13 protein-coding genes and 1 riboswitch are annotated in these 13,353 nt (G+C 61.6%); of the genes, 8 read left to right on the top strand and 5 right to left on the bottom strand.

Translation table 11 applies throughout. The annotated features are described in order from the left end of the window. The first annotated feature begins 2 nt into the window (after positions 1-2). From ftnA to I6G90_RS15540, 5 genes are all read left to right on the top strand, one after another. Complete coding sequence (ftnA, locus tag I6G90_RS15560; RefSeq protein ID WP_042063553.1) at positions 3-527, top strand: non-heme ferritin; 525 nt, start codon at positions 3-5, stop codon at positions 525-527. Between the two features lie 147 nt (positions 528-674). Next, entirely contained in the window at positions 675-1,859 is a 1,185-nt protein-coding gene (locus tag I6G90_RS15555) for a BaiN/RdsA family NAD(P)/FAD-dependent oxidoreductase (protein ID WP_197928234.1), read from the top strand. An 81-nt stretch (positions 1,860-1,940) separates the two neighbouring features. Continuing rightward, positions 1,941-3,614, top strand: a complete 1,674-nt coding sequence (locus tag I6G90_RS15550) for a sensor histidine kinase (protein ID WP_197928233.1) — start codon at positions 1,941-1,943, stop codon at positions 3,612-3,614. Between the two features lie 46 nt (positions 3,615-3,660). Further along, positions 3,661-4,404 carry a LytR/AlgR family response regulator transcription factor gene (locus tag I6G90_RS15545; protein WP_197928231.1) on the top strand — a complete coding sequence of 248 codons (744 nt, stop codon included), beginning with the start codon at positions 3,661-3,663 and terminating at the stop codon, positions 4,402-4,404. A gap of 109 nt (positions 4,405-4,513) precedes the next feature. Next, positions 4,514-5,704, top strand: a complete 1,191-nt coding sequence (locus I6G90_RS15540; protein ID WP_042063549.1) for an L-lactate MFS transporter — start codon at positions 4,514-4,516, stop codon at positions 5,702-5,704. 74 nt (positions 5,705-5,778) lie between these two features. Here I6G90_RS15540 and I6G90_RS15535 read toward each other — a convergent pair whose 3' ends face one another. From I6G90_RS15535 to I6G90_RS15520, 4 genes are all read right to left on the bottom strand, one after another. Further along, a complete protein-coding gene (locus I6G90_RS15535; protein WP_197928229.1) occupies positions 5,779-6,903 on the bottom strand; it encodes a 5-(carboxyamino)imidazole ribonucleotide synthase in 1,125 nt (374 codons plus the stop codon). After that, on the bottom strand, positions 6,900-7,409 hold the full coding sequence (gene purE / locus I6G90_RS15530) for a 5-(carboxyamino)imidazole ribonucleotide mutase (RefSeq protein WP_197928227.1): 510 nt from the start codon (positions 7,407-7,409) through the stop codon (positions 6,900-6,902). The genes I6G90_RS15535 and purE overlap by 4 nt, the downstream gene beginning before the upstream one ends. A gap of 63 nt (positions 7,410-7,472) precedes the next feature. Next, positions 7,473-7,775, bottom strand: coding sequence for a P-II family nitrogen regulator (locus tag I6G90_RS15525; RefSeq protein WP_042657376.1), 303 nt, complete (start codon positions 7,773-7,775; stop codon positions 7,473-7,475). Between the two features lie 4 nt (positions 7,776-7,779). Beyond that, positions 7,780-8,706: a sodium-dependent bicarbonate transport family permease gene (locus I6G90_RS15520; protein ID WP_197928225.1), complete on the bottom strand. Its 927-nt coding sequence runs from the start codon at positions 8,704-8,706 to the stop codon at positions 7,780-7,782. Between the two features lie 109 nt (positions 8,707-8,815). On the opposite strand from I6G90_RS15520, the gene I6G90_RS15515 reads away from it, so the two are divergent. From I6G90_RS15515 to murI, 3 genes are all read left to right on the top strand, one after another. Next, positions 8,816-9,718, top strand: coding sequence for a LysR family transcriptional regulator (locus I6G90_RS15515; protein ID WP_197928223.1), 903 nt, complete (start codon positions 8,816-8,818; stop codon positions 9,716-9,718). Between the two features lie 35 nt (positions 9,719-9,753). After that, a riboswitch (cobalamin riboswitch) is annotated at positions 9,754-9,931 on the top strand. Positions 9,932-9,983: 52 nt separating this feature from the next. Further along, positions 9,984-11,849, top strand: coding sequence for a TonB-dependent receptor domain-containing protein (locus I6G90_RS15510; protein WP_197928221.1), 1,866 nt, complete (start codon positions 9,984-9,986; stop codon positions 11,847-11,849). A gap of 107 nt (positions 11,850-11,956) precedes the next feature. After that, a complete protein-coding gene (gene murI, locus I6G90_RS15505; protein ID WP_197928219.1) occupies positions 11,957-12,760 on the top strand; it encodes a glutamate racemase in 804 nt (267 codons plus the stop codon). A gap of 7 nt (positions 12,761-12,767) precedes the next feature. Here the strand turns inward: murI and I6G90_RS15500 are convergent, their stop codons facing one another. Then, the gene (locus tag I6G90_RS15500; protein WP_042657372.1) at positions 12,768-13,259 is read right to left on the bottom strand and encodes an RNA recognition motif domain-containing protein; all 492 of its coding nucleotides are present in this window, start codon (positions 13,257-13,259) and stop codon (positions 12,768-12,770) included. Between the last annotated feature and the right edge of the window lie 94 nt (positions 13,260-13,353).

Below are 13,353 nucleotides of genomic sequence, written 5' to 3'. Positions count from 1 at the left end.
AGATGCTGGCCCAAGCCATGATCGAGAAGTTGAACGAGCAGATTAACCTGGAGTTCTACTCCTCCAATCTCTATCTGCAGATGAGTGCCTGGTGTGAAGACAAGGGCTTCGAGGGAGCGGCGACCTTCCTGCGCCAACATGCGGTCGAGGAGCGCCAGCACATGGAGCGCCTGTTCACCTACGTGAGCGAGACCGGCGCCATGCCGCGTCTGGGTGCCATCGATGCCCCTCCCCACGAGTTCAAGTCGCTGGGCGATGTATTCCGCGCCACGCTGGAGCATGAATACCACATCACCAAGTGCATCAATGGCTTGGCCCACGTGGCCTTCACCACCCAGGACTACTCCACCTTCAACTTCCTGCAGTGGTATGTGGCCGAGCAGCATGAAGAGGAGAAGCTGTTCAAGAGCATTGTCGACCGTCTCGGTCTGGTGGGTGAAGATGGCAAAGGCCTCTACTTCATCGACAAGGAGCTGGCCGAACTGGCCAAGGGCGCTCCTGCCAGCATCATGGACAGCAACGCCTGATAGTCGTGGACACTTAGTGTTCAGCCAGTACAATAACGGCCCCTTTAAGGGCCGTTATTTATTCTGATGCGAAACCAACGTTCTGTTCCGCCAGAGGCAATCACGGTTCAGGCCAAGTGCCGTTTCTATTTTGATAAGTGAGTGATGATGAAGCAGGTCGATGTGGTGGTGATTGGGGCCGGTGCGGCCGGATTGATGTGTGCGGCGCAGGCGGGCTACCGTGGCCGCTCCGTGCTGGTGCTCGACAACGCCAAGAAGCCGGGCCGCAAGATCCTCATCAGTGGCGGTGGTCGTTGCAACTTCACCAACCATCAGGCGGGCGCCCACGCTTACCTTTGCGCCAACCCTCACTTCAGCAAGTCGGCTCTGGCCCGCTACACCCAGCAGGATTTCATCGATCTGGTGGACCGCCACGGGGTCAACTATCACGAGCGCACTCTGGGGCAGCTGTTCTGCCTCGAGAGCGCGAAGGAGATCGTTGATGTGCTGCTCACCGAGTGCGACTGGGCCGGGGTAACCCTGCAGTTCCAGACCGAGATCCTCACCGTCAGCAAACAGGACGATGGCTTCCTGCTGACCACCAGCAAGGGGGAGATCGGCTGCCACTCGCTGGTGGTGGCGACCGGTGGACTCTCCATGCCCAAGCTGGGCGCTACCCCTTACGGCTTCAAGCTGGCGGAGCAGTTCGGCCTCAACGTGCTGCCGACCCGTGCCGGACTGGTGCCCTTTACCCTCCATCAGGCCGAGAAAGAGGCGTTCGCCGATCTGGCGGGCATCAGCCTGCCGGTAGCGGTTACCGCCGAGGATGGCACCCGCTTCAAGGAGGCGATGCTGTTCACCCATCGCGGCCTCTCCGGCCCCGTCATCCTGCAGATCTCCTCCTACTGGCACGCCGGTGAGAAGATCCACATCAACCTGCTGCCGGAGCTGGATATTCCGGCCGCCCTGCGCGAATGGGCGCAGGCGCACCCGGCGCAGGAGCTGAAAACCGTGCTGGGGCGCGAGCTGCCCAAGCGCTTCGTCGACAAGCTGGTGGAGCTGGGCCAGCTGGTCAGCAAGCCGATGCGCCAATACAACGAGCGTGAGCTGGAGGCGGTGGCCAACCTGCTGGGTGACTGGCAGATCCTGCCCAACGGCACCGAGGGCTATCGCACCGCCGAAGTGACCCTGGGCGGCGTCGATACCAACGAGCTCTCCTCCAAGACCATGGAGGCGCGCAAGGTGCCGGGTCTCTACTTCATCGGCGAAGTGGTGGACGTGACCGGCTGGCTCGGCGGTTACAACTTCCAATGGGCCTGGTCCTCCGGCTGGGTGGCCGGTCAGTACTGTTGATGTCACAGGGGCTGGTTTATCCGGCCCCGATTTATTGGTCCGGGTTAGGGTGATCGGTCGGGTCGCCGCAAGGGGGCGCAGATGCTTGAGAATCAGATGATGTTGTTGGCGGTGTTCGAACGGGCGGCGCTGATGCTGATGACCCTGTTCTTTCTGACCCGCACCCGGCCGTTCCAGCGGCTGTTCCAGAAGCGGGATCACACCCCGGCCGAGCTGGTGCTGGTGGCCTCCATCTTCTGCCTGTTTGCGGTGTTCAGCACCTACACCGGCATTCCGGTGGAGGGGGCGCTGATCAACGTGCGGATCATCGCCATCATCTCCGGCGGCATCCTGTTCGGCCCCTGGGTCGGCATTCCGGCCGGGGTCATCTCCGGTCTGCACCGCTACCTCATCGACATGGATGGCCACACCTCCATCCCTTGCCTTATCGCCAGCATCATCGCCGGTCTGCTCGCCACCTGGCTGCACCTGCGCTGCCGCAAGTCACGGCTCTGGCTTTACGGCATTCTGGCGGGGATGCTGTGCGAAGGGCTGACCATGTTGCTGATCTGGCTGCTGACCGAACCCCATGAGGTGGGCGTCGAGATCGTCAGCCATATCGCCTATCCGATGATCGCCGGGGCGCTCTGTATCGGTCTTATCATCAAGCTGGTGCAGGATCTGGATGACGAGAAGGAGCTGATTGCCGCCAAGCAGGCCAAGCTGGCGCTCGATATCGCCAACAAGACACTGCCCTTCTTCCAGAACATCGATCGCCACTCCCTCAGTCAGGTGTGCGATGTGATCCGGCGCGACATCAGCGCCGATGCGGTGGCCATCACCGATACCCATGACGTGCTGGCCTATGTCGGGGTGGGCAAGGACTATTACGAGCTGGACGAGCACCACGCCATCAGCGGCATGACCCAGCAGGCGGTGCTGCTCGACCAGATCATCATCAACAACGATCTGCGCCAGTATCACCTCTCCGATTTCCACTCGGTCATCATTATTCCGCTGCGGGAAAACGGCTCGGTCAGCGGCACCCTCAAGATCTACTACCGTCGCACCCACAGCATCACCAGCTCGTTGCGGGAGATGGCGGTGGGCCTCTCCCAGCTCATCTCCACCCAGATGGAGGTGTCGCGCATCGAGCAGCTCAAGGAGATGACCCGCAAGGCGGAGTTCACCGCGCTGCAGAGCAAGATCAACCCGCACTTCCTGTTCAATGCCCTCAACGCCATCTCATCGCTGATCCGCATCCGGCCCCAGCAGGCGCGCCAGCTTATTGCCAATCTGGCGGATTACCTGCGCTACAACCTCAACAAGGGTGACACCCTCATCGACATCAAGGAGGAGTTGCAGCAGGTGCGCGACTACGTGGCCATCGAGCAGGCCCGCTTTGGCGACAAACTGGAGGTGGTGTTCGATGTGGATGACGTGCATATCGAGGTGCCGAGCTTGCTGTTGCAGCCGCTGGTGGAAAACGCCATCCTGCACGGCATTCAGCCGCGCAGCGCGCCGGGCCGGGTCACCATCGAGGTGAAACAGCTGGCGGGCGGCATCCGGGTATCGGTGCGAGACACAGGTTACGGCATCAGTCAGGCGGTGATCGACGGGGTCGCCGCCGGTCGGGTGGAGAGCCGCAGCATCGGTCTGATGAACGTGCATCAGCGGGTCAAGCTGCTCTATGGCGATGGTCTGCACCTCAAGCGGCTGGAGCCGGGTACCGAAGTGAGTTTCTATCTGCCGGATCAGGAGTCGATGCCATGCTGAGTGCCATCATGGTTGAGGATAAGTGTGTGCCGCGAGAGGTGTTGTCATGCTGAAAGCGATCATTGTGGAAGACGAGTATCTGGCCCGTGAAGAGCTGGCCTATCTGGTGGGGCAGCACAGCCAAATCGAGATAGTGGCGAGTTTCGAAGATGGGCTGGAGGCGTTCAAATACCTGCAGGATCACGAGGTGGATGTGGTGTTTCTGGATATCCAGATCCCCTCAATCGATGGGCTGTTGCTGGCCAAGAACCTGCACAAGTCGAGCCATCCGCCCCACATCGTCTTCGTCACCGCCTACAAGGAGTTCGCGGTGGAGGCGTTCGAGCTGGAGGCGTTCGACTATATCCTCAAGCCCTACAACGAGCCGCGCATCATCAATCTGCTGCAAAAGCTCGAGCATGCGGGCAAGTCGCAGCCTGCCACCACGGGGGAGGCGAACGGCGAGGGGAGCAGCCCGCACAATCGCACCGTCAATCTGGTGAAGGGGGAGCGCATCATCGTCACCCCCTGCGAGCAGATCTACTACGCGGAAGCCGATGAGAAGCTCACCTATGTCTACACCCGCGATGATCGCTACGTGATGACCATGACCATCAGCGAGTTTGTTAGCCGCCTGCCTGCCGAGGGGTTCTTCCGCTGCCACCGCTCCTACTGCGTCAACATCAACAAGATCCGCGAAATAGTCCCCTGGTTTAACAGCACCTATCTCATCCGGCTCCATGATCTGCCGTTCGAGGTGCCGGTCAGTCGCAGCAACATCAAGGCGTTCCGTCAGCTGATGCGGCTCTGATTGTCATTCATTCCCGCCGATCTGCATTTCATGCCTTAATCGATCGGCGTGAACAGCGTCTTGTCTATAGTGGCCCCAGTTTCCTTAAGGCCATCGACCGAGACGCATCATGACCAAAGAGATGAATCGCACCCGGTACCTGACACTGATCGGTACCATCATCACCCAGTTCGCACTGGGTTCTGTCTACACCTGGAGCCTGTTCAACGCCCAGCTCTCCGACAAGCTGGACGAGCCGGTGAGTCAGGTGGCCTTCGCCTTTGGCCTGCTCAGCCTGTCGCTGGCGGTTGCCTCCTCCATGGCGGGCAAGCTGCAGGAGCGGTTCGGGGTGCGCAACGTGACCCTGGGTGCCGGTGTGCTGCTCGGCATCGGCTTCTTCCTCACCGCCCACGCCAGCAATCTGGCGATGCTCTATCTCTGCGCGGGCATTCTGGTCGGTTTTGCCGATGGTACCGGCTACCTGATGACCCTCTCCAACTGCGTGAAGTGGTTCCCCGAGCGCAAGGGGCTGATCTCCGCCTGCTCCATCGGAGCCTATGGCCTTGGCAGCCTCGGTTTCAAATACATCAACCTGCTGCTGCTCTCCAGCTCCGGCCTTGAGACCACCTTCCAGCTGTGGGGGCTGATCGCCATGTCCATGGTGCTGGTGGGCGGCATGCTGATGAAGGATGCGCCCAAGCAGGCCGCCTCTTTGCAACAGAGCGAGAGCCGTGACTTCACCCTGGCCGAGGCGATGCGCAAGCCGCAGTACTGGATGCTGGCGCTGATGTTCCTCACCGCCTGCATGAGTGGCCTCTATGTCATCGGCGTGGCCAAGGATATCGGCGAAAACATGGTGGGTCTGCCTGCCGTGGTGGCCGCCAACGCCGTCGCCATCATCGCCATGGCCAACCTGGGTGGCCGTCTGGTGCTGGGTATCCTCTCCGACAAGATGTCCCGCATCCGGGTCATCACCATCGCCCAGCTGATTACCTTGGCGGGCATGGTGCTGCTGCTGTTCGTGCCGCTCAACGCCAACCTGTTCTTCGTGGCGGTGGCTTGTGTGGCGTTCAGCTTCGGCGGCACCATCACCGTCTATCCCTCGCTGGTGAGCGACTTCTTCGGTCTCAACAACCTGACCAAGAACTACGGCGTCATCTATCTGGGCTTTGGCCTGGGCAGCATCATCGGCTCCATCGTGGCCTCCCTGTTTGGCGGCTTTATGGCGACCTTCAACCTGATCCTGGTGTTGCTGGTGGTGGCGCTGGTGCTCTCCCTCACCATCCGCCTGCCGGCGCCGGTAGCGGTGGAGCGGGCCTGATTAAGCCTCCCTGCCACAGCAAGCAATAACAGAGACCCGGGCCATGCCCGGGTCTTTGCATTTCCGATGGTCGATCAGCGCGGCGCTAGCCCCAGCAGCTGGCGGGCCTGGCGGCAGATCTCCGCCACCGTTGGCCAGTTGTTACCCGTGATGGTGATGTGGCCCATCTTGCGGCCGGGGCGGGGTTCGCCCTTGCCGTAGAGATGCAGATGCAGGCCGGGCAGCGCCAGCAGGGCGGCCCAGTCGGGCGTGCCGTCTTGCCAGAGATCCCCCAGCAGGTTGATTAACAGGGCGGGCCGCACGGCGATCTGCTCTGGTAGCGGCAGATCGCACAGGGCCCGCACCTGCAGCTCGAACTGGCTGCATGCAGCGTTGTCGAGGCTGGGGTGACCCGAGTTGTGGGGGCGGGGCGCCAGCTCGTTGACCAGCAGTCGTCCCTCCACCAGAAAGAACTCCACCGTCAGTACCCCGACGTAATCGAGGGCGGCGATCAGCCGCTCGGCGATTACTTTGGCCTCGCTCTCCAGCACCGGCACATTGGCCGGGGAGCGAGTCTGATCGAGGATGCCGTCGCTGTGCCAGTTCTGCACCAGCGGCAGGGCGCTGATTGCGCCACTCGGGCTGCGGGCCAGGGTCAGGGCAAACTCCCCCTCCAGCGCCAGCCGTTGCTCCAGTACGCAAGGCACGCCACTGGCGGCCAGCGCGCTCGCCAACTCATCCAGATTGCTTATCTGCCACTGCCCCTTGCCGTCGTACCCTTCGCGGGCGGTCTTGAGGATGGCGGGGAACAGTTCGCTGGTCTGTGCGGGGATGGGCTCTTCCGGCTGTAGCGCCAGATGGGGGGCGACCGGGATGTTGGCTCCGCGCAGAAAGGCTTTCTCTTCACGGCGATCCTGACAGATGCGCACCGCGCTGGCGGCCGGGCGCACCGGCTTTTGTTTTTCGAGCAGGGCGAGGGTGGCGGCGGGCACGTTCTCGAACTCGCAACTGATGGCCTCGCAGCGGCTGGCCAGCTCGTGCAGGGCGGTCGGGTCGTCATAGGGGGCGACAATATGGTGATCGGCGGCGGCACCGGCGATGCTGGCGGGGTCGGGATCCAGCACCACCACCTTGTAGCCGAGGCGGTGGGCGGCCATCACAAAGTAGCGGCCAAGCTGACCGCCGCCGAGCATGCCGAGGGTGGCGGGTGGCACTATCATGTCGGTTCCTCCAGTTGCAGTGCCAGCACCCGATCTCGCTCGTGGGTGCGGAAGTCGTCGAGCTGCTGCCGGTAGCGGGGGGCGTCGCCGTCTTGTGCAACGGAGAGCAGAGAGACCGCAAACAGTGCGGCGTTGGCAGCCCCCGCCTCGCCGATGGCGAAGGTGGCGACCGGCACCCCTTTGGGCATCTGCACGATGGAGAGTAGCGAGTCCATCCCCTTGAGATGACGGGAGGGAATGGGCACCCCCAGCACCGGTAATGTGGTCTTGGCGGCGACCATGCCCGGTAGGTGAGCGGCGCCACCAGCTCCGGCGATGATGGCGCGCAGGCCGCGCTCGCGGGCAGTGGCGGCATACTCGAACAGCAGGTCCGGGGTGCGATGGGCCGAGACCACACGCGCCTCGTAGGGGACGCCGTGCTCCTTGAGGATACGGGCGGCAGCCTGCAGCACTGGCCAGTCGGAGTCGGAGCCCATTACCAGGCCGATCAGGGGAGGGGTGTTCATCTTTTCTGGTTCCTTGCTGTTAAACGTTTGCTTTCGGTAAACAAAAAGAGCCGGCAAGCCGGCTCAGAATTTCTCGGGTCGCACGATTTCGACCGGTTGCAGAAAGGCGATCATGGCGTAGTCGGGGTAGTAGCGACTCTGCAGGTGGGCCAGCAACCGTTCCGCCTGCTCCCGGCTGCAGATCGCCTCCAGCCGGATGTTGCCGCTCTCGCTCCAGCTGGCGTTGCGCTCGCCGTGATCGCCGCGTCCGCGGGCATCCGTGATGGTGTAGCCGCGAAGCCCCTCGCGGGTGAGGGTGCGCAGCAGGGTTGGCTCCAGATTTGCCTCCGTGATGACGGTCAGCAGGGTGCGGCTCTCGGTCTGCATGTGGCTACTCCGTGAAGTGGCGGGCCCAGCTGTGGTAGAGCGGGATCCCCAGCATGATGTTGAACGGGAAGGTGATCCCCAGCACGGCGCTGAGGGACAACCCCGGGTTGGCCTGAGGCACGGCGATGCGCATGGTGGCCGGCACGGCAATATAGGAGGCGCTGGCCGCCAGAGTCGCCAGCAGGGTCAGGCCGCCGAGGGAGAGCCCCATCAGCTGGCCAGTAGCCAATCCCAGTCCCGCTGAGGCGAGCGGCATCAACAGCGCGAAGCCGAGCAGGAAGAAGCCATGCTTGCGCAAGTCCTGACACTGGCGGGCGACGATGAGGCCCATTTCCAGCAGGAACAGCGCCAGCGCCCCCTTGAACAGGTCGACAAACAGCGGTTTGAGCGGGGCAATCCCATCCGGTCCGGCCAGATAGCCGATGACCATGCCGCCCAGCAGCAGGGTCACCCCTTTGCCGAGGAAGGTCTCGTGGGCCAGCATGCGCCAGCGGGTCTCGCGGCTGATGCCGCGGGCCAGCACTATGCCCACCAGAATGGCCGGGATCTCCATCACCGCGAGGAAGATGGAGAGCTGGGATTCAAAGCTGATGCCCCGTTCGGTGAGCCAGTTCACCCCGACCGCGAAGGTGGCAACGCTGACCGATCCGTAGTGGGCGGCGGTAGCCGCGGCATCGACCCGGTTCATCTTGAGGCGCAGCACGGCAAAGCCGAGCAGGGTTTGCACCACACCGAGCAGGATCACCAGCGCCAGTTGTGGCAGCAGGGGCTGCAAGGACTGCTGGGCCAGACCGACGCCGCCCTTGAGGCCGATGGCCAGCAGCAGAAAGAGGGAGAGGGTGTCGTAGAGGGCAGGTGGCAGCTTGAGCTCGGAGCGCACCAGACCGGCCAGCAGGCCAAACAGAAAGAAGAGAACAACAACGTCCAGCATGATGGTTCGCAGGGCAGTTCAGATAATGGTTGCATGCTAGAGCCCGCAATGTTTCGATAAAATCAGATTCTCGCTGATGGTTGTTCGGTAAAAACTGATAGGGAACGGCATGCTCAACTACAAACAGCTCTACTACTTCTGGCATGTGGCGCGCTGCGGCAGCGTGACGCAAGCCGCCGAGCAACTGCATCTCACGCCGCAGACCATCAGCGGTCAGGTCGCCGAGCTGGAGCAGTCCCTCGGGGTGGCACTGTTCAACCGGGTGGGGCGGCGTCTGGTGCTGACCGCCGCCGGACGGCAGGCGCAGGAGCAGGCGGGGGCGATTTTCTCGCTCGGCGCCGAGCTGGAGCACACCCTGCGCCACGCCAGTCAGGAGCTGACCATGCAGGTGGGGATCGCCGATTCGGTACCCCGCACACTGGCGTTCGAGCTGCTGGCCCCCGCCATGGCGCTGGCGACCCCGCTGCGGTTGGTGTGTCACGAGGAGCGGGCCGAGCAGCTGTTCAGCGAGCTGGCACGCCACAAGCTGGACATGGTGCTGATCGATCGCCCGCTTCCTCCCGACAGCGGGGTGCGTGGCTACAACCACGAGCTGGGGCGCAGCCCGCTGGCGCTGTTTGCCAGCCCGGAGGTGGCGGCGCGGGCACGGGATGGCTTTCCCGCCTCGCTGGAGGGGTTGCCGCTGCTGATCCCTGGAGAGAAATCGGCCACCCACGATCGGCTGCTGGCGTGGTATCGCCAGCAGGGCATACATCCCCATCTGGTTGGTCAGTTTGACGACTCAACCCTGATGAAGTCGTTCGGCAAGGCGGGGATGGGGATCTTCCCGGCGCCGCTGGCAATGGCCGACGAGATTGGTCGCCTCTACGGGGTGGAGCGGATCGCGACACTGACCGAGGTCACCCTCTCTTACTATCTGGTCTCGGCGGGGCGCCATCTCTCCCATCCCGGGGTGAAGGCGGTGATGGAGGGGGCTCAACAGCGGCTGGCAGCGCTGGTTGGCAATAAATAGAAATCTGGATGGCTATACATCCAGCTTTGCTCTGCCTATAATCCTCCCGCTTTGGCGCATCATGCTTAATAGGGAATCCGGTGAGAATCCGGAGCTGGCGCGCAGCGGTAAGGGGGAACGAAGCGACATCAGGGCACTGCCGTCAGGCGGGAAGCCGTCGCCGTAGGCCATCAGCCCCCGAGCCCGAAGACCTGCCAGAGTTCGTATTTCGGGCCGAGAGAAACCGGCCACGAAGTAGATACTTACGCGAACTTAAGGATCTCTCATGTCGAAGAAATTTCTGGCGGCTGCCCTGTTGCCGACGGCGGCGTTTGCCCAGCAGCTGACCATTCCCGTCAATCCCACCATGGTGGTGACCGCCACCCGCGTCGCCCAACCTGCCTCCAGCGTGCTTGCCCCGGTTAATGTGGTGACCCGGGACGAGATCGATCGTCTGCAAGCCCAGACCGTGACCGATGTGGTCAAGACCCTGCCCGGAGTGGAAGTGGTCAGCAATGGCGGCCGTGGCCAGCTGAGCTCGCTGCGGGTGCGTGGCGGCACCTCTTCCCAGACGCTGGTGCTGGTGGATGGGGTGCGCAGTGCCTCCCTGACCGCCGGGATGACCGAACTGAATAACCTGCCGCTCAATCAGGTAGAGCGGATCGAGTATATCCGCGGTCCGCGCGCCACCATCTACGGTTCTGACGCCATCGGCGGGGTGATCAACATCATTACCCGCCCCGACAAGGGGACCAATCAGCACAAGTTCAATATTGGTGCCGGTTCCCATCAACAGCGCCAGGCCGCTTTCAGTAGCGCCAGCCAGGTGGGCGAGGCCGGTCAACTCAAGGTTGCCGGTGGCTTCGATGATGAATCGGGTTACAACGTACACCCCTTGCCCGGCATCAACGATGGCGACCGTCATGGGCATCAGGGCTACAATGCCATGCTGGACTACCAGCAGGCGCTCGACAGCAACTGGGATCTGTTCGGTACGACCCGCTGGTTCCGCAATGTCGCCCAGTACGACCGCTCTTCCACCGCTTCCGCTTGGGGGCCTGCCACCCATCAGCGCAACGAGACCTGGACTGAAAACCAGAGCTATCAGTTGGGATCGCGCTATCACGATGACCGCTATCTGAGCGAGCTGCGTGGCGCCTTCTCCAAACAGGATGCGTACGACTATCAGGACACTAGTGGCCGCGATCAGGCTGATAACCGGACCTATACCCGCCAGTACAGCCTGAACTGGGTCAACAGCTTGAAATTGAACGAGAGCTGGACCTTGGGAGGCGGGGCCGATTGGCAGAGTGATCGACTGGATGATCGCTCCCGCTCCTCCGGCGCCACGTATCCAGCCGACGCCAAAGAGCGCGACAACACCGGTCTCTATGCCCTTGCCCTGTTTGACAACCAGACCTGGCAGGGCGAGCTGAGCGGCCGTAGCGACGACAACGAGCAGTTTGGTCGCCACAACACCTGGCAAACCGGCGCAGGTTGGCGCTTTGTCGAGGATTACCGCCTGAGTGCCCGCTACGGCACCGGTTTCCGCGCCCCCTCCTTTAACGACCTCTATTATCCGGGCTCTGGCAATCCCAACCTGAAACCGGAAGAGTCGAAGAGCAGCGAGCTGATGCTGGACGGTCAAACCGCTGGCGTGGAGTGGCGAGCCACCGGTTATCGCAACGACTTCGAACAGATGATCCAGTGGGCGCCCAACAGTCAGGGTATGTGGACACCACAGAACGTTGGCAAGGCGCGCATTGAAGGGATCGAGCTGGAAGGGGAGTTTGATACCGGCTGGTTGAGTCATAGAGTCTCTGCCGAATACAAGGATCCCAAAGACAAGGTAACCGACAAGCAGTTGCAGCTGATCTCCCGCAAAGGGGCCAAGTGGGTGACGCAGGCGCAGTGGCAGCAGTTTGATGGTTCATTGAGCTGGATCTATCAGGGTGAGCGCTATGGCGATGCGGCCAACACCACAACACTTGGTGGCTACAGCGTGTGGAATCTGGCGGTCGGCTACAAGGTCACCCCGGCGCTCAAGGTATCTGGCAAGATCAACAACTTGCTGGATAAGGAGTATCAGACTGCGGTGGGTTATCCGGCCGATGAGCGCGCTTACTACGTGACGATGGATTACTCCCTGTAAATAGTCTCCTCTTGATGGGAAAAACCCGGGCCCTGCCATTGGCAGGGCCTTTTCTATTGGCGGCAGGCGGGAGTATGATCGCCGCCTTGCACCAAAGGGGAGCTCAAGTGGCCAATATTCTCGTGTTTGATTCCGGTATGGGTGGCCTGACCATCTACCGCGAGATCCGCCGCGTTCTGCCGGCACACAACTATTTCTACTGCTTCGACAATGCCAACTTCCCCTATGGTGAATTGAGCGAGCCCGCCCTGATTGCTGCCTGCACCCGCTTGGTTACCACCATGGTGACCCGTCATCATATCGATCTGGTGGTGATCGCCTGCAACACGGCCAGCACCATAGCGCTGCCAGCCCTGCGTGCGGCACTGGATATTCCCGTGGTGGGGGTGGTGCCAGCCATCAAGCCTGCCGCCGCACAGACCCGCAACGGTTGTATCGGTCTGCTGGCTACGCCGGGCACGGTGAGTCGCGACTATACCCACGAACTGATCGCCCAGTTCGCTCCCGGCAAGCGGGTGCTGCTCAAGGGCACCACCGAGCTGGTAATCGAAGCCGAACACAAGCTGGCGGGTTTACCGGTCAATATGGCGTTACTGCGTGAAGTGCTGGCCGACTGGTTGGAGGGGGAAGATAAGCCGGATACGCTGGTGCTCGGTTGCACCCACTTTCCGCTACTCAATGAAGAGATTGGGCAACTGATGCCGCAATGCCAGCTGATTGACTCGGGCTGTGCCGTTGCCAAACGGGTGGCCTGGTTGCTGAGCAATGGCGGGCATGGCGCCGTGCAGCCTGTATATATAGAAGAGGTGATTGCCAGGGCTTACTGTACCCGACTGGATGAGGAGGCCCAGAAACTGACAGCCCCCTTGCAAGCATGGGGGCTGTCATCACTGGAAGAGGTAAGGTACTGACGAGCGGTTAGGCGTCAGCTTCGCTACCTTCCCTCTCCTCTTTATCACGTTTGTCATTCGCTTCACGCACCTTGAGGGTGCGCTGCTGGTACTCTTTATCATTCAACGCGGCAATCGCCTTGGCGGCATCGGCGGCGGGCATCTCCACGAAACCGAAACCTCTGCGTTTGCCGGTTGACTTGTCCTTCATCAACCGCACGGAAATGACCTGGCCCTGTTCGGCAAACAATTCGCGCACGGCAATCTCGTTGGCGCGATAGGGCAGGTTGCCTACATATAAGGTGCAAGTCTCCTGATTGGCGATCGACTCGGCGACATTAGCCGGGGTGCGCTTCAGGAACAGCGGTACCACGAAACCGCCGATGGCCAGACCTGCTGCAAAAATCACTTCCGCTTTCAAAGAGAACTGCAGGGCCTGGGCAACCAGGTAGCCAACCACTGCCAATACCAGAGCAAGGATTGCGGCCTGCATATATACGGGAAACTTGGATAAATTCATCTTAAAAGACCTTTTGTAAATGAAAGCAAAAAAGGTGCAACACTATATTCACCTCCATGGTAACCAGCTTTCCTGATTGGCGCTACCATGGACC

Origin of the sequence: Aeromonas allosaccharophila, from assembly GCF_016026615.1 — a bacterium.
Lineage (GTDB): Bacteria > Pseudomonadota > Gammaproteobacteria > Enterobacterales > Aeromonadaceae > Aeromonas > Aeromonas allosaccharophila.
This window is presented reverse-complemented; position numbering and strand designations above follow the sequence as displayed.